Below are 14,910 nucleotides of genomic sequence, written 5' to 3' on the forward strand. Positions count from 1 at the left end.
CTTGATAGTATCTGCTTATATTCATAATTTCTCTAGTATCAAATTGCTTCGCTTTTGGTATTAAATTGCTTCGCTTTTTGTGCTCAATTTATATAAAAAACTCTATAATTACATTCAAAATGACTGTTTTTAGCCGATATTTGTGTCAATTTTGAAGTAGTATTAAATTGCTTCGTTTTTAGGAGAGTGTATGCCGTTTTTATATATGCTAATTGCTTTATTTTTTTATACTTTTGCTACTGAACAGTACCAAGTTTCTGGGGTTTTGTTTGTATTGGTAGCAGTTGCTTTAACTGCTACTTACTGGGGGAGTTTTAGAGAGGCTGTGAGAGAGTATTTTTAAAAACTCTCCCACTTTTGCTTAAACTCTTTGTCAAAATCATCAAAGCGTCTGTCAAAGTCATCTTTATAGATTTTTTTAACTTGAGGTTGTTGCATTTTAGCGGATGCTTTAGATGCAGAGGCTACTGTTGTATTTATCTCCTCAGACTCATTTTTCAAACTTGATAGTGTATCAAACTGCTTTTGAGCTTTTGTCAAATCATCTCTTTGCTCATTCCACTCTTTGTTAAAATCATCACTCTCTTGCTGATAGGTGATCAAAACTCTATCGGCAATGATAAGTGAAAATATTGCTATTACAATTCCAAATAACCACTTCATTTTAAAACTCCAATATATCATTTGTTAAAATGCCATATTTTGTATGGCATAGTGCATCTCCATTTCTAAGTACCTCTTTTTTACCTTCAAGCATACTACACGCCTCTTGCAATTTGAAATTTAGGTACTCCTGGTTTGTTTTACAGATTTTACGAGCATACATCACTTTTTGCTGCTCTTTTTGGCTTAAATCTTTGTAACTAAGGGAAAATACCTTATTGCAAGCATCGACAACTGGTGAGGCAGATGCCCCAACCGCTAAAGTAACTGTAAGTAGTGAAATCTTTATTATCTTGTTCATCATCTCCTCCCTAAAACTAAAAACTGTAACTTGCTTTTAGATATACAGATTTTTCTGTATAGGCTTGTATTTCATCAAAAGCAGCACCAACGCTTACAACCAAGCCTGCACCATCGTTTCCACCTATGAAGCTGTTGAAATCATCTACCTGTGTTTTAAATACAACAAGCCCTGCTGTACCTCCAAAATTATCACTATCTGCGACATATCCATCAAAGCTATACTCTCCAATATATGGCAATGCTCCAAAATATCTTAGATTAAACATCGGTTTGTTGATAACGATGGTATCTTCCAACTTGACATCTAGTGGAACTCCACCAGCTGCACCTGGAATAAGTACACTTGTTTTTCTAAAAGTATCCCACTCGTTATGGAGTAGTCCACCACCAAAACCTAAAAACTGCCCACTTCCTAGATAATTTGTATAAAAAATGGCACTTTTGATAATTCTCTTATCGCCGTTTATCTCTTTATAACTCATAGTTGAAGAGAGATGCGGTGTGTGAATCATATTGATACCAGCCTCTTTATGACTGTTTGTACCACCTGCAACATAAATGCTACCACCTAATAAACCTTTTTCCTGCACACTCTCTTGTGCCATAACTCCAGTAGAGAGTAACCCCACTGCAACACTTGATAAAACTAAATTCTTGAACATGATGACTCCTTTGTCTAATTTTTTTGTTTGTTCATCTATATTCATAATTTTTTGTTTTTTGAAAAAGTGGTATTAAATTGTATATAAGTTCAGAAGCATACATATACCAATAAAAGATTTGCAGAGTTATGATCAGTTTATTCCTGTAATAGCATTTGTAATGTTTCCTGCAACTGCAGGAGAATATCTAAACAGCATCTATTATGTAGGAGGTAGCGTATGGAATTAAATACAAAAATTAAAACTCTCTATAAAGAATTACAGCTTCCAATGTTGAATAAGCATCATCATGCACTTTCGAACAGAGTTGCAAAAGAGTGATGGAAATATAGTAAATATCTTTATGAGAATTTAAAGTTTGAAGCAGATAACAGAGCATTACGATTTCGTGCAACACTTACAAAAATGGCAGGCTTTTCAACGATAAAAACGCTTGAGCAGTTTGACTTTGATTTTACAGTTGGTGTCAACAGAAGCCAGATAGAAGAACTCTCTACGCTTGAGTTTGTAAAACAAAAAGAGAATATTATTCTGCTTGGGCAGTCTGGTGTCGGAAAAACACATTTAGCTATTGCGCTGGCATATGCAGCAGTACAAAAACGCATTAAAGCAAGGTTTATTACAGCAAGTGATTTAATCATTCAGATGAGCCATACAAAGAAAGAGAAACGGTATGACTCCTTTATCAAACAGGCGATCATGGCTCCATCACTGCTTGTAATTGACAGGATAGGCTACTTCTCAATGAAGTAGGATGCACATCACTTTTTTTAAGTTATCTCAAAACGCTACGAGAGAGGTTCTACCATTGTTACATCTAATCTTGAGTTTAGTCAATGGAGTGAGATATTCGCCAATGATAGTTGTCACTACTGCCTATTGATTAGCTATCCAAAAGGAATGAATTCAAGCCCTCTCTCCATTTTTTTAGATCATACCATCCGCAACCAACACAACCTTTTTCTGCTTCTTTCCCAACACTTTTAACTTCGGGAGACCAATTTTCATCGCCTTCATAAAAATAGTTAATTCCAAAAGGCTTTCCTCGTATATCAGTTTGATAGCATTGTCGGCATACTTCTCTTTTTTGTAAATTTCTTTGATTTGTCAAAAGTTGAAATTTATCTTTTATTTCTTGGTCACTCATATCATCAGGGTTAATTTCTTTTGTATTTTCATCCCATCTTATTTCTGGAAATTTATGATCTGGAATCATGTGAGTTGACTTTGAAACTATTCTGTCTTCGTAGGCATCATAAAAATTTAATACTTTTAGGATTCTTTTCCGTAAATTTGGGCTCCATGTTTCATATCCTGTTGGTTCTGCTTTATCTATTGGTATTAATAAGTCATGTGTTGTATTGATCTTACAGCTAAAACAGTACATTTTTGTATTTGTTGCCATAAGGTATCCCATTTCTTTGATATCCTGGATTCTTCTTGCATTATTTGAACTTTTTGTAATCTTATCAACACATTTACGGCAAGCCCAATTCCCTTTTGCCATCGCATCAAAATAAGGTTTGGTTACAGATTTATCATTATGATCTGCTTTCCACTCTTGTAGTTCTTTACGATACCATTCAACTCTTTTTTCTTTTTTAAAGAAAGGATATATTTTTATAAGATAGGTTAGTAATTCTTGTGGTGTTTCTATATCTATTCCTGCTCGTCTGTACCGATAAGGAATCCATCCTTCCCAAATTTCACCATCCTGATATTTAAATTTTATACTGATATACAACTCTGATGCTTTTGAATGCTCTTTTAGCTCTACAATTTCAAGAAAATTAATCTCACTTGATAACTCTTTTAGTGTATTTAAATCCATATTATTCTCCTATATTTTGAAATAATTCATGTATGTTGATTGCTAATGCTTTAGCAATTTTTTCAATATTTAATAATGTTATATTCTTCTCTCCACGTTCTATCATTCCTATATAGGTTCTATGTAAATTAGCTTTGTATGCAAGTTCTTCTTGTGATAAATTTCGATCTAAACGAAACTCTTTTACTTTGGATCCAAATTTTATGAGTATTTCTTTTTGCATTGTAAATTTCTTTTTAATGGAATATAGGACAACTTGCCAAAATTTTATTCTAATGCTACCTATAAGTCTACATACTATAGTTAGCATTTTAATCTCTTTTCAAGTTGTTTTTGGATAATATAATCAGTAAAAAAAGATTAAATAAAGGGTACAAATAATGAATTTTGGAAGCGTGTGTTCTGGTATTGAAGCAGCTAGCTTAGCCTTTAATCCACTTAATATAGAAGCAACATGGTTTTCTGAAATTGAAGACTTCCCAAGTAAAGTTCTTAAACATCATTATTCAAGTATCCCCAATTTGGGTGATATGAATGATTTGCCTGAGCTAATACTTAATGAATCTATTGAAGCTCCTGATATCCTGTGTGGAGGTACTCCATGTCAGGCTTTTTCTCTTGCAGGTTGGCAACAAGGATTAATTGATAGTAGAGGACAACTAACGTTAAAATTTATTGAAGTTGCAGATGCTATTGATAAGATGCGAATAAAAAATAAAAAACAACCATCTATTATATTATGGGAAAATGTTGAAGGTGTATTGAGAGATAAAACAAATGCTTTTGGAATTTTTATTGCAGGATTAAGTGGTCTTGGTGAAGAAATTAAAATTAAAAGATGGTCAACATCCGGAGTGCTATTTGGACCAAAGAGAAATATTGCATGGAGAGTTTTAGATGCAAAATATTTTGGTCTGCCCCAACAGAGAAGAAGATTATTTGTTATAGCAACTCCTAAAAATATTAATCCAGAAAAAATTATTTTTGAGCAATTAATGGAAAATTATGAAACTTTTTCAAATCTTGAAAAACTATATAAAAATAAAAATACATTAGATAAAAATCTTTTTACCCAACCTGAATCATTAAAAAATGAAAGAGTTAGGCATTTTAATGATCATAAAATTGAAATTTTTAGAGAATATACAGATTGTCTTTATTCTGCATATGGCACAAAGTGGAATGGAAATGCAGCGGCATATAATGGTTCCCTATACATTTCTCAAAATGATAAAATACGGAGGCTAACTCCAATTGAATGTGAACGATTAATGGGTTTCCCAGACAATTATACACTACTGGATAAGGCAACAGATACCGCTCGATTTAAAGCTATAGGAAACTCTTGGGCAATTCCTGTTGTTCAATGGATAGCAAAGCAAATTCAACACTATAAAAAATTAAATAAGTCGGTAACTTGGATAGATGGTTTACTTCCATATGAAGAGACAGATTTATATAAATTATATTTATTTCCTAAAGATATTATAAAAACTACTAAAGGTGAAAATATCAATGTATCTCCTGCGAGTAATAATATAAAATTGGGAAATATTTTTGATATTGTGCATTTATCAGCACCTGATAAATTTTATATTAGCGCCAAAGCAAGTCACGGAATTTTAAGACGAAAAACTACGCGTAACATTAATATGAATCCATCTTTAGAAGAGTTGTTTATGAAAAACTGTATCGCAGTTTTTTAGTGCAATAAACAAGTATAGAAAGATTGTCTTTTTTTGGAGTATAGAATCAAGAATCCATATTTTATTGAGCGTAAAAAAAGAGGGGGAGGCATTATAATATATGTGGTGTATTAGCAGACTATGATACACAAAAAAATAATTTTTACTTTTATACTTTGTAATGCTATTTTATTGAGTGCTGAAATAGCTGATACGATGAACTGTGAAGTTTCAACAACACCTGCATTCTTTGAATATGTTAAATGTAAAGAAACAAATAAGGTTGTTAATGTAAATGAACTTATACGAGATGGTTGGGTTGCAGTAAATGTTCACTCTTTTTATATTACCTTTAAAAAAGTAGCAAATTCTTTTTATGCTATGCAATGCTTGGAGTCTTCTCAATTTCCAAATTACATCGGAGCCTGTAAGAGTAATTTATTTACAAAGCCAAAAACTTGGTTGAAAAAAGATGCAAAAAGGAATGGATGGAAAGTTAATTGTGCTATTGGTGATACTGTTTTTTACTACAAAATGAGGCAGTAATATCTACCTCAAAACCTCCTAAACCCGCTCTTAGACTGAGGATACTCTTTTTTTGAAGGAGTAGCTTTTCTTTCAGCTTGAAAATGGCTCAAAGCCGATATTACAAACATATTTGCCTCTATCCAGTCTGATTTGTTGATAGCAACTGCATAAGTGTCAATGTTGTACCAGCTGTTTTTTTGCATATTGTTATAGGCATATTGCAGAACAGGAGAGACTGACAGTGCATCTTTGTCTATCTGCTCCCTTATTACCCCTTTGCCTGTATAGTCTTTGTGTTTAAGAGAAAAATTGTATCCAAAAATAGCTCTATCATCCACTACACAAAGCTTTGATGCAAATTTATAACCTTTGATAAACTGCCCCAGCTTAGAAGATACAAGTACTCTGGCTTTTGTAGAGTGTTTAGTTATAGGGTATAATTTTGTAATAAAAGCATCGCTATCCATCACTTTACCACCTTGAGAGACGCAGTAGTTTTGAAACTGTGTTTTAAAATGCTTTTTATACTCTCGTGTCCACTCTCCAGTAGCATCAAGCTTTGTGGATTTTGTGGCATGATGCACAAAATAGCCCTTATCTTTATCCTCATCTAAACCTATATCATCAAAAAACTCAACCACACTGTATGAGTGTAGCTCTTGTGGTGTTTTAGGGGATGATGCAACACATCCGCTAAACAAAATCATTGCAAGTATTGTAACCATTGCAGGTATTAAATTGCTTCGCATTTTCATCTCCTAATAATCAAAGTATTCTGTTTCAAACTGAGGTGTTTTACCCACTTTTTTGATAAGCTCTTTATACTCAAGTATCAGATGTTTATTGTCTTTGACAATATCTTTAAAGATTTTTTTCCATGCTTGAGACTTGAAGATATAGAAATGTTTTTTATCTGGCATTATTGCTTTTGTAGGCATAAGCAGTGGTGTAGAGAAAAAATCGGTATAGATATATCCAAAAGCTACACTTCGATAACTTTTGCCATCTTCGCTGTAAACTTTTTGCTCAAAATCCATCATCTTATATGCAAATTTGAGATCTCTTTTTACGATTTGTGTTGCTTCTTTTTGCAACTGCTCCATTTTTACATAGATTGGATCATCTTCATAATCTGGGTTGTATTTGATAATATCTTCGTGATACGGGAAGAGTACCTTATCTACAAATAGCTTTACAAAATTATCAAATGAATGTGTTTCACTCTCATCTTCATACGCACTGTATGTTCGCAGCATCTCAAACTGTTTTGCATCAGTGCTTAGCTTGTAGGCATTACCAACATCAAACACACCCATTTGAAAGTGTTTTGCAAAGTCGATATAGCGATCCTCTTTATAGACATCAAATGGAAGCTGAAAATATGCAGGAGTAAGTATTGCCATCCCTTTATTGTTGCCGTAATATCCAAAAAATGGCTCACCATCATGCATCTTACACTCTTGAGCATAGCTCATACCTGTTTTATAGGCATATTTTAAAGCTTTATCGTCCATCTTATCATCAAGCCAGCCACCTTTGGCGATGCAGTATCTATCAAACTCTCTTCGTATCTGCTCGTAAAAATCACTTATGACTTCTAAAGAACGGCTATAACATATATTTTTATGTGTTGGCACTATAGAACTACAGTCAAGGATAATCTTGCGGATATACTCATCACTGTAGCTAAGCGGGAGTGAGTGCATAAATGCTTCAAAGTCCATATTTTTATACTTAGACATTTCCCCTTTTTGTACTACTCTTTTATATGGTTTTGGAGAGATTGACTCTGGTGGTTTAGGAAGACATCCGCTCATAAAAACAGCTAAAACTGCAATACCGATTATACTTTTTACTCTCATAACTACTCTCCTTAAATCTGAATTTTATGATACTTCGCAAAATCACAAAGTGCAGCATTAAGCTCACGCATACACTCAACTACCTGTGTGCAAAACTCCGCTGCACTGATATTTGCATCTGCTGCCAACTGTGCATCTTGGTACTGCTCTGTAAAGTGTTGCAACTGGCTTGAAGTGGTAGCAAACCGATTTACTATCGCTTCATCCTCGATAATGATAGGCTCATCTATAAAATCACCAACTTTTGACATGTTTGACTCCTTGTGTTTTAATCTCATCTATATTCATAATCTACTTCACAACATCAAGCATGTTTTTTAAAATATCTGTAGAGGTACTTGCTTTTGCGATTTGGTCTTGTTTGATAGAGTAATTTTTGTTGTGTACTATTTTGTTGGCAAGTTGCATCGCTAAGCGTGCCATATCTTGCTTGTTTTCCCTTTGAAACTGATTGATAGCTCTTTTTACGCTCTCCACAAACTTTTTGCTTTGTGCCTCTCTCATAGAGCGGTTAAAACTTTCTTGAACACTATCTGAGGACTCAATTTGAAATGAGATTTTTTGATTGAGCATTATCCCCTCATTTTTAGAGAAAATCACATCGTTATAGGTAGTTTTTACTCTTGGCAAAAGAAGTAGATCTTTTTTTCTTGGTCTCCAAAAATCGCTTGGATCTTCTAAGTATCTCTCTAAAAAGTCATCTTTTTTATGAAACTTTTTGTAAAGGTACTCCCGTACTCTAAACTGCAACTCTTCAAGTGAGTAGCTGCTGTTTTTGTTGTCAATATTTATATTGCTAAATGCTTCGATATAAAGTTTTATGAGCTTTTTGAAGTAATCATCAAACTTGTTGTGTTGATTTGTTCTTGATAGCTTAATTCCGTCTGCATCTAACACTCTATCAACTACTGCTACATTTTTACTCGACATTTCACCACCAAAATCACGCATAAAAATCAAGTCTCCGTAATAGTGTAGTTCTCTAAGTGTTGAGATCTCAATGATAGGCTGTGATTTTTTCATCAGTAAAAATTTTCCCTCTTGCGGTTGGGCATGGATGATGTAGTTTTTAGAGAAGAATTTTAAATCGTTTTCAAAAAAGTTTTTGATTGTAAAAACAAAATTTCCTCGCCATGCTCCGCTAACATCAGCATAAAATCTACTCTTGTAAAACTCCAAAGAGATAAGATATTGCGGTATATCATTGCTTCGTACCATTACATCCGCTTTTGGGAGTCCATAGATGCTAAAGAACTCATTAAAAAGCTTGTTGTACTTTTTGCTAAATTTCTTCATCAACAAAACACTCATTCCATATGCCTGGTGCTTGTACCCCATCCTTGTACCATTGTCTATTGCTCCATTTCTTGAGAGATTATTTCCTATTTGTTGGTTCGTATAGGTATCCATATATGAGTAAGAGTTGAGCTTTTGCATCATCTGCTCTTGCCTCTCCATTGCCACAAATGAGTCTGGTAAATCAACTTCTTTGATTACAAGCCACTCCAAAAAAGTTCGTGGGTCTTGCATATGGTGGTCTATAAACTTCTCTATCAAATAATCCACCTCTGGCATCATCACTGTTGCTTGCATATCTATCACTCGTTTAATGCTTTTTGAGTAGGATTTGCTTTGAGAGGTCTCTTTGGATAGTGTTTGCTCTTTCTCTTTTGATTTGGACTTTTCACTTCCTTGAGAAGTTTCATACCCACGCTCTTTTGAGATGGTTTTTGATTTTTCATCGGTTGTAGTTGTGTCCTGGCTTTTTTGGTGTGATTTATCTTTTGTTTTATGTTTAGACTCATCAATACCAACGGAGTTTGCAAGTAGCATTGTGGATAATGCTACTATTAAAAGTGCTGCTACTTTCATATCTACCTCTCCATCTCTACTGTATTTTGTTTTGTTCTTTGAGCTGCTTTTTGTGCTGTTTTGTCCTGCTTGATTTTTTGTAACTCTTGCTTTAACTTCTCCTTTGGTTTTGTCGCCTCTTTTGCTGTTACTTTTTGCTGCTCTTTTGAGAGTATCTTTTGAAGATCAAGCTTTTGTATAGCCTCTTTAGCAGCACTGGTAATAAGAGAAAAACGCTCTTTTAAATTTTTGGCATCATTGCCCCAGGTTTTAATGTAGAGTTCACTTTTGTTTTCAATACCACTCATACTGGAGAGGATATAGCTAAATGCTTCTGCTTCCCCCTCTCTTGCACCTCTATCTTTATGAAGGTTGTCATAGTTAAGAGTGCCATCTTTAAACTGTTTGCCGTGTATTTGATGGTGTCCTAACTCATGAAAAAGAGTTGATATTTTTTCGCTTGTTGAGTATGATGGATCTACTACAATTTTATTCTCATCATAGCTGTAATATCCCTTAGAGGAATTTCCAGTTGGCTCATGTGAGACATTAACATTGAATTTTTGACTTATCTCATCGCTTAGTTTTTGAAATAACGACTCATCAACTGCAACTTTTGCTCGATAGTCAAGCGTTTTATATGCTCCTATCTCTTTTGCAGTGGTTTGATTAACATCAAATACAGTTCCAGCTTTAAATTTTAAACCTTTTTCTATATTTCCTCTCTCATCTCGTTTTGGGATTTTTTTACCCTCTGTATCAAGCTTGTATTTTCTATTCTCGTCCAATTCATATTTTGTATAACTTACTGGCACTAAGATAGAGTAGCCTTTCTCTCCCTTTTTAACACTAACTTTTTTACCATCGCTGTTTTTGAGTTCATTCCAGGTCTTAAACGATGCCACATGTTCCACATTTGTACCTCTACTCATCGCTTCATCAGCTATGAGCATCTGGTTTCTTAGGGAATAGTTGTGAAATTTTCCTGCAAATTGCAAATAGTTTTTAATCTCCTTCTCTGTCTGTTTTGAGTCAAGATTTTTGGCTAAGAGTTCAAATTTTTCATTGATTTTGTTGCTTAATTCATCTGCTTTGTTTGGCTGTTTACTCTTGTTCATGATCCACCTCTGCATCATAAAACTGCTCTATCTGCTTATCGCTAAACTCATCTAAATTCAAGTTAATATCCCATGCAAATATCAACTCACTCTCCACTTCAATAGGTACAGCATCTACATCTGCACCTTTCATTTTTATAATCGCTTCAACTCTTTGCATCTCATCTCCCTCTGTCTTGCTCTTTTTCCCGTTTTACATCTTTGATTTTTGCTTGAGATTTTGATTTTCTGTTTTTAGCATCTTGTTTTATCTCTTTGAGTTTTGCTTTAATACCTTTTCGCTGCATTTTTTGCTTCGCTTTTTCCATAGACTTCACTTTGTTCTGCTTATCTTTGGCGATGGTATTTTTAGCATTTTGCACAATTTTTTCTATCTCATCTGTGGATTTATCCCACTGCTGCGGCTCTTGTGTTGGTTGCCACTCTTGAGATTGTGTAGCTTGTTGTTGATTTTGCTCTGGTTTCCACTCTGTTTGTTGTGTTTTTTCTGACATTTTGTACTCCTCGTTTTATTTCTCTTTTTCAAATTCAGCTTTTATGCTTCCGTTATCTTGCAAAGTGCAAATTACTTTGTAATCCTTACCAGCTTTACTTTTTCTAGTAAGCTTTATCTCTTTCCCATCAAGTAGTTTTTCTGCTTGATTTTTTGTGAGCTTTTTGCCTCTAAACTCTTTAAATACAAAGCGACCACTTTTTTTATATGTTTTTGCAGTCTCTACCAACTCATCACTACCTTCTTGCTGCACCTCATTATCAAAAACAACACTGATAAAGTATTTACTCTCTTTATCTAAAAAGATGCCATGCATCTCCTCTTTTAGAGGTGTTTCTTTTGTAGATGCAAACAGCTTTTCAAGGTCATCAGCATTTAAAACTCTTCCAAAAAATTTGCTTTGATCTTTAAAGATAGAGAATATACATCCTGATTGTTTGTTATCTTTGAACTGATTATCGCTACACTTAAAAGTTTTATCTGTCTCTATCATAGTTGCATCACATAGCGGACATTGTATAGCTATCTCTTGCCTCATTGAAACTTTTTTCTCATTTACTGCAACCTCTTTTCCGAGTTCATTAAAAATTTGAGGTATCATCTCATCCATAATAACTCTGTCAATATCATCAAGGGCATCTTCAAGCTCAAGCTCACCTCTGCGTATCGCTTCAAAACTATTCTCCCAGTTTGCGGTTAATACAACACTTTTAAGTTGTGTCGGTAATACTTTGTAAAGTTCCCAACCAGACTCAAGCAGTTTCATCTGCTCATCTTCACCAGAAGTTGCTATCATTTTGTTCTCAATGAGATCCTTAATAATTTGTTCCCGTGTTCTGTCTGTACCTATACCCTCAGCATTTTTGAGTTGTTTTTTTACCTGCTTCATCTCTTTAATGTAATCTGGATCATCACTCTCTGCAATGAGCTTATCCACGACTCTTGTAACATTAAGCAGTGTATCAAGAAGTGTTTTTGTATTGTAAGGTTGCGGACATTTTGTTTTGGATGTTTTGAGATCCACCTTGTCAAGCATAATAGTATCGCCCTCATTAAGCGGTGTATCACTCTGAAAAGTAGTATCTTTGATTTCCATATCGATAAAACTTCGCCACCCTTGTTTGAGTGCTTTTTGTCCCGTTAAATCAAACTTGTGCTCTCCTACCTTTGAAGAGACAATTAGCTCTTGTTTCTCTATCTCATCATCTGGCAAAAATGCTACTGCAATACGCTTTGCAATAAGCTCATATGCCTCTTTAATCTTTGGAAGTTTTTGTTTTTCCCAAGTCTGAATATCTGTCTCTGTTGGAATTTTTGCGGTAAGTGATAAGGGGGTGTGATTTTGTTTAGCAGCTTTTTTGTCGTTAAACAGATATGTTTTGTCGCTAAACTCTGTCTTAATTTGAAAATATGCAGATGCTGTTTGAAGTGCATCGGCTACCTCTTCTTTATCTGCAAGTGCAAAGTATCTACCATTTGTACCTGGATAAGTTGTAAATCCTTCTTGCCTAAGATAATCTAAAATTTCATTACACTCTCCGTAAGAGATTTTATATTTTCCCATCATCTCACTTGCAAAATCTGAACCACTAAGCGGTAAAGGTCTGTTTTTTGTGGATGAAGTTGATGTTTGCATCTTCTCAACGATACAAGTTGTCTCTTTCATATCTTCAATAATTTTATCAACTTGCTCTTTTTTATAGTAGTTTCTTTGCTTCTCCTGCTTCACGATAGGATTTCCATCTTTATCAAAATCATCCACATCTTGATAGTAAAAATGTGAAAGTTCAAGCTCTCCCTTAATACCCTTTACTTGCCAAAACTCTTTTGGTTGAAAGTTTTTTATCTCATTTTCTCTGTTTCCAATTAAAGAGATAATAACTGATTTGACTCTTCCAGTATAAAATGGCTTATTATAGTTATCTGTAAGCGTTTTTGTAATTTTCATCCCTGTAATATAATCAGCGATTGAACGGGCTTGTTGAGATGCATACAACCTTTGAAACTTATCATCATCGTATGCTTTTAACTCTCGCATAGCTTTTTGAATAGAGTCTTTTGCTTTAAAAGATCCTGTGTTCCATAACCTTTTTATGGATACTGATATATCAGGATTGATTTTAAAAATCATATCCCTTCCGATTGCTTCCCCCTCGCCATCTGCATCAGTGGCGATAATAATCTCTTTGAGATCATCTCTACTAAGCTGCTCTTTAATTATCTCTCTTTGACGCTCTTTATAGCTGTCTGAAGTAGGGATAGATCTGATTTCATCTCTCATATTCTCCATTTTATACTCATCTGGAGTTTGAAGTTTTTGATAGAGTCCATAACTTGGATTGATCTCTTTTGGTTTTATTTGAGAAAAAAGATGTCCTGCCGCCCAGGTAAAGATATATTTGTCTCCCTCGATATATCCTTGTCTTTTCCCTAAATCTGCAAGCTTTTGTGCATCTGAACCTAAAGTTGCATCACCAAGTGTTGCTGCCATATCAGATGCAGCCTCTCTTTTTTCGGTTAATATTAAAGTTTTCATAGCTGTTTCTCCTTTAAAGTTTGAGCCTTATTTTGATCTGTCATTTTCGACCTCCTTTGTTTTGTTTTGTGGCTTCATCTTATATTCATAATTTCTCTCAATTTTTTTCTCTTGAGCTTTTAGAATGTGTGCAGTTCTTCTAAGTGAAGCTGTTTTATTGAGTTGTCTAATAACTCTTTGATTTTGGCGAATAGTTTTTAGATCTTTTTGAGTATTGTAGATTGCTTTAGAAGTTGTCTTTAGAGTTTTCCATGCGATTTGGGCTGATAATTTGAGTGTAAATTTTGTGGTAGCAAATGCAAGTGATAAGCCAAATGCTATAAATTTCTCCTCTGTTGTTCGTGGACGAAATGCACGATATGTTTTTTTAATATCTTTTGCAAACCTTGATGCTATACTGTAGGGCTTTAAAAATTTCTCAGGAGTATAATCACTTATTTTTGCCCACTTATTCATCCATTTATCCACCTCTTTTGAGTATCCACTTATGCCTTTTATGGTTTTACTTGGCATAGACTGATCTACTAATTTGTCAAGATGTTTTGTACCCTCAAATGAGTCTTTATATTTTAAAAACTCTTCACGACTTACTACTAATTTATAACTGCTTCCCTCTTTTTTTACTAAGCCTTTAGATTTAAGTTGTTCAAGTCGTGCAACCTGTAAAGTAATATTTGCTTTAATAGCACTAAGAGGGATATACTCTTGCTTTAATGCTTTTGCCATCGCCTTATCTGGATCAAGCTCACCATGTTGCAAAAGTGTGGAGTCGATAATCTCAACTTTTGTTTTTTGTTCTATTCTTTTTAGTCTCTCCAGCTCTGTAAAATTTGATTGTATTTTTATCGTTTTTTGTAGCTTGTCATCAAATATCGTTTTATTGTTAAAAATCTTTTTATTCTCCTGATAGAGTTTGTTTTTTTGCTCTCTAATCCCTTTGAGATCTTGGTAGAGTTCACTTTTTTTCTCTTGTAAATCTACAGACTTTGTTGCATTTTCTATAATGGAATTTCTAAGCTCCTCATATTTTTCTAAATCAATAATATAGTTGTTGTTGCCCAAAGGAGTTGCTATACCTTTTGCTGCAAGAGACTTTAATCTTCCCTCAACTCTTTTTCTCCAATAATCTTTATTTTTTTTACTCATTTTGCTTTTTCTGAGATCATGCTCAAAAACGCTTCCACCCAAAGTTACCTGTCTTTTTATTTACATGTTTTAAAATAAACTCATCTGCTTTTTGAGTACCTGTGTAGTTTCCTTTTTTGTATTTTTCATCTATTGACTTTGTGCGTTTTTTGTTTTGTTCAATGACTGCCTCTTTCTCTTTCTCATCTTTGGTATATTTGAGTTCAATGGCATCTAATGTATTCATCCATTT

The 14,910-nt window shown here is 34.1% G+C and carries 18 protein-coding genes and 1 pseudogene; 4 read left to right on the top strand and 15 right to left on the bottom strand.

What is annotated here, in order from left to right; translation table 11 throughout:
* Positions 1 to 190: 190 nt before the first annotated feature.
* Positions 191 to 343, top strand: a complete 153-nt coding sequence (locus FJR45_RS06645) for a hypothetical protein (RefSeq protein ID WP_193149767.1) — start codon at positions 191 to 193, stop codon at positions 341 to 343.
* Here the strand turns inward: FJR45_RS06645 and FJR45_RS06650 are convergent.
* Genes FJR45_RS06650 through FJR45_RS06660 form a run of 3 tightly spaced genes read right to left on the bottom strand, consistent with a single transcriptional unit; the run spans position 340 to position 1,673 of the window.
* Positions 340 to 663: a hypothetical protein gene (locus FJR45_RS06650; RefSeq protein WP_193149769.1), complete on the bottom strand. Its 324-nt coding sequence runs from the start codon at positions 661 to 663 to the stop codon at positions 340 to 342. The genes FJR45_RS06645 and FJR45_RS06650 overlap by 4 nt on opposite strands.
* A gap of 1 nt (position 664) precedes the next feature.
* Entirely contained in the window at positions 665 to 964 is a 300-nt protein-coding gene (locus tag FJR45_RS06655) for a hypothetical protein (protein WP_193149770.1), read from the bottom strand.
* Positions 965 to 980: 16 nt separating this feature from the next.
* Complete coding sequence (locus FJR45_RS06660) at positions 981 to 1,673, bottom strand: hypothetical protein (protein WP_193149772.1); 693 nt, start codon at positions 1,671 to 1,673, stop codon at positions 981 to 983.
* Between the two features lie 291 nt (positions 1,674 to 1,964).
* Between FJR45_RS06660 and FJR45_RS06665 the strand changes: the two are divergent.
* A pseudogene (locus FJR45_RS06665) lies at positions 1,965 to 2,615 on the top strand (ATP-binding protein); the annotation flags it as partial.
* On the opposite strand, the gene FJR45_RS06670 reads toward FJR45_RS06665, so the two are convergent.
* Both FJR45_RS06670 and FJR45_RS06675 read right to left on the bottom strand, forming a co-directional pair.
* Positions 2,512 to 3,459 (bottom strand): restriction endonuclease, encoded by a 948-nt coding sequence (locus tag FJR45_RS06670; protein WP_193149774.1) that lies wholly within the window; start codon positions 3,457 to 3,459, stop codon positions 2,512 to 2,514. The pseudogene FJR45_RS06665 and the gene FJR45_RS06670 sit on opposite strands and share 104 nt — an antisense overlap.
* 1 nt (position 3,460) lies before the next feature.
* The gene (locus tag FJR45_RS06675; protein WP_193149776.1) at positions 3,461 to 3,682 is read right to left on the bottom strand and encodes a helix-turn-helix domain-containing protein; all 222 of its coding nucleotides are present in this window, start codon (positions 3,680 to 3,682) and stop codon (positions 3,461 to 3,463) included.
* 157 nt (positions 3,683 to 3,839) lie between these two features.
* Here FJR45_RS06675 and FJR45_RS06680 point away from each other — a divergent pair, with 157 nt between their 5' ends.
* Together FJR45_RS06680 and FJR45_RS06685 are read left to right on the top strand one after the other, a co-directional pair.
* Positions 3,840 to 5,165, top strand: coding sequence for a DNA cytosine methyltransferase (locus tag FJR45_RS06680; RefSeq protein WP_193149777.1), 1,326 nt, complete (start codon positions 3,840 to 3,842; stop codon positions 5,163 to 5,165).
* 120 nt (positions 5,166 to 5,285) lie between these two features.
* Positions 5,286 to 5,690, top strand: a complete 405-nt coding sequence (locus FJR45_RS06685; protein ID WP_193149779.1) for a hypothetical protein — start codon at positions 5,286 to 5,288, stop codon at positions 5,688 to 5,690.
* A gap of 8 nt (positions 5,691 to 5,698) precedes the next feature.
* Here the strand turns inward: FJR45_RS06685 and FJR45_RS06690 are convergent, their stop codons facing one another.
* The 10 genes from FJR45_RS06690 to FJR45_RS06735 are packed head-to-tail and all read right to left on the bottom strand — an operon-like array spanning position 5,699 to position 14,904.
* Positions 5,699 to 6,421 (bottom strand): hypothetical protein, encoded by a 723-nt coding sequence (locus tag FJR45_RS06690; RefSeq protein WP_193149780.1) that lies wholly within the window; start codon positions 6,419 to 6,421, stop codon positions 5,699 to 5,701.
* A 9-nt stretch (positions 6,422 to 6,430) separates the two neighbouring features.
* Positions 6,431 to 7,534, bottom strand: coding sequence for a hypothetical protein (locus FJR45_RS06695; protein ID WP_193149782.1), 1,104 nt, complete (start codon positions 7,532 to 7,534; stop codon positions 6,431 to 6,433).
* 11 nt (positions 7,535 to 7,545) lie between these two features.
* The gene (locus FJR45_RS06700) at positions 7,546 to 7,785 is read right to left on the bottom strand and encodes a hypothetical protein (RefSeq protein ID WP_193149783.1); all 240 of its coding nucleotides are present in this window, start codon (positions 7,783 to 7,785) and stop codon (positions 7,546 to 7,548) included.
* Positions 7,786 to 7,825: 40 nt separating this feature from the next.
* Complete coding sequence (locus FJR45_RS06705; protein WP_193149785.1) at positions 7,826 to 9,406, bottom strand: hypothetical protein; 1,581 nt, start codon at positions 9,404 to 9,406, stop codon at positions 7,826 to 7,828.
* Between the two features lie 2 nt (positions 9,407 to 9,408).
* A complete protein-coding gene (locus FJR45_RS06710) occupies positions 9,409 to 10,503 on the bottom strand; it encodes an ArdC-like ssDNA-binding domain-containing protein (protein WP_193149787.1) in 1,095 nt (364 codons plus the stop codon).
* Complete coding sequence (locus FJR45_RS06715) at positions 10,490 to 10,663, bottom strand: hypothetical protein (protein WP_193149788.1); 174 nt, start codon at positions 10,661 to 10,663, stop codon at positions 10,490 to 10,492. The genes FJR45_RS06710 and FJR45_RS06715 overlap by 14 nt, the downstream gene beginning before the upstream one ends.
* Position 10,664: 1 nt before the next feature.
* Positions 10,665 to 10,997 carry a hypothetical protein gene (locus FJR45_RS06720; protein WP_193149790.1) on the bottom strand — a complete coding sequence of 111 codons (333 nt, stop codon included), beginning with the start codon at positions 10,995 to 10,997 and terminating at the stop codon, positions 10,665 to 10,667.
* A 15-nt stretch (positions 10,998 to 11,012) separates the two neighbouring features.
* Complete coding sequence (locus tag FJR45_RS06725; protein WP_193149792.1) at positions 11,013 to 13,532, bottom strand: type IA DNA topoisomerase; 2,520 nt, start codon at positions 13,530 to 13,532, stop codon at positions 11,013 to 11,015.
* A 27-nt stretch (positions 13,533 to 13,559) separates the two neighbouring features.
* Positions 13,560 to 14,678 (bottom strand): hypothetical protein, encoded by a 1,119-nt coding sequence (locus tag FJR45_RS06730; RefSeq protein WP_193149794.1) that lies wholly within the window; start codon positions 14,676 to 14,678, stop codon positions 13,560 to 13,562.
* 22 nt (positions 14,679 to 14,700) lie between these two features.
* Positions 14,701 to 14,904 carry a hypothetical protein gene (locus tag FJR45_RS06735; protein WP_193149796.1) on the bottom strand — a complete coding sequence of 68 codons (204 nt, stop codon included), beginning with the start codon at positions 14,902 to 14,904 and terminating at the stop codon, positions 14,701 to 14,703.
* Positions 14,905 to 14,910 lie beyond the last annotated feature (6 nt).

Source organism: Sulfurimonas sediminis, from assembly GCF_014905115.1.
Taxonomy (GTDB): Bacteria; Campylobacterota; Campylobacteria; order Campylobacterales; family Sulfurimonadaceae; genus Sulfurimonas; species Sulfurimonas sediminis.

Coding starts and splice junctions, on each gene's coding strand:
- FJR45_RS06645 (WP_193149767.1), top strand. CDS start 191: ATGCCGTTTTTATATATGCTAATTGCTTTATTTTTTTATACTTTTGCT.
- FJR45_RS06650 (WP_193149769.1), bottom strand. CDS start 663: ATGAAGTGGTTATTTGGAATTGTAATAGCAATATTTTCACTTATCATT.
- FJR45_RS06655 (WP_193149770.1), bottom strand. CDS start 964: ATGAACAAGATAATAAAGATTTCACTACTTACAGTTACTTTAGCGGTT.
- FJR45_RS06660 (WP_193149772.1), bottom strand. CDS start 1,673: ATGAATATAGATGAACAAACAAAAAAATTAGACAAAGGAGTCATCATG.
- FJR45_RS06670 (WP_193149774.1), bottom strand. CDS start 3,459: ATGGATTTAAATACACTAAAAGAGTTATCAAGTGAGATTAATTTTCTT.
- FJR45_RS06675 (WP_193149776.1), bottom strand. CDS start 3,682: ATGCAAAAAGAAATACTCATAAAATTTGGATCCAAAGTAAAAGAGTTT.
- FJR45_RS06680 (WP_193149777.1), top strand. CDS start 3,840: ATGAATTTTGGAAGCGTGTGTTCTGGTATTGAAGCAGCTAGCTTAGCC.
- FJR45_RS06685 (WP_193149779.1), top strand. CDS start 5,286: ATGATACACAAAAAAATAATTTTTACTTTTATACTTTGTAATGCTATT.
- FJR45_RS06690 (WP_193149780.1), bottom strand. CDS start 6,421: ATGCGAAGCAATTTAATACCTGCAATGGTTACAATACTTGCAATGATT.
- FJR45_RS06695 (WP_193149782.1), bottom strand. CDS start 7,534: ATGAGAGTAAAAAGTATAATCGGTATTGCAGTTTTAGCTGTTTTTATG.
- FJR45_RS06700 (WP_193149783.1), bottom strand. CDS start 7,785: ATGTCAAAAGTTGGTGATTTTATAGATGAGCCTATCATTATCGAGGAT.
- FJR45_RS06705 (WP_193149785.1), bottom strand. CDS start 9,406: ATGAAAGTAGCAGCACTTTTAATAGTAGCATTATCCACAATGCTACTT.
- FJR45_RS06710 (WP_193149787.1), bottom strand. CDS start 10,503: ATGAACAAGAGTAAACAGCCAAACAAAGCAGATGAATTAAGCAACAAA.
- FJR45_RS06715 (WP_193149788.1), bottom strand. CDS start 10,663: ATGCAAAGAGTTGAAGCGATTATAAAAATGAAAGGTGCAGATGTAGAT.
- FJR45_RS06720 (WP_193149790.1), bottom strand. CDS start 10,997: ATGTCAGAAAAAACACAACAAACAGAGTGGAAACCAGAGCAAAATCAA.
- FJR45_RS06725 (WP_193149792.1), bottom strand. CDS start 13,532: ATGAAAACTTTAATATTAACCGAAAAAAGAGAGGCTGCATCTGATATG.
- FJR45_RS06730 (WP_193149794.1), bottom strand. CDS start 14,678: ATGAGTAAAAAAAATAAAGATTATTGGAGAAAAAGAGTTGAGGGAAGA.
- FJR45_RS06735 (WP_193149796.1), bottom strand. CDS start 14,904: ATGAATACATTAGATGCCATTGAACTCAAATATACCAAAGATGAGAAA.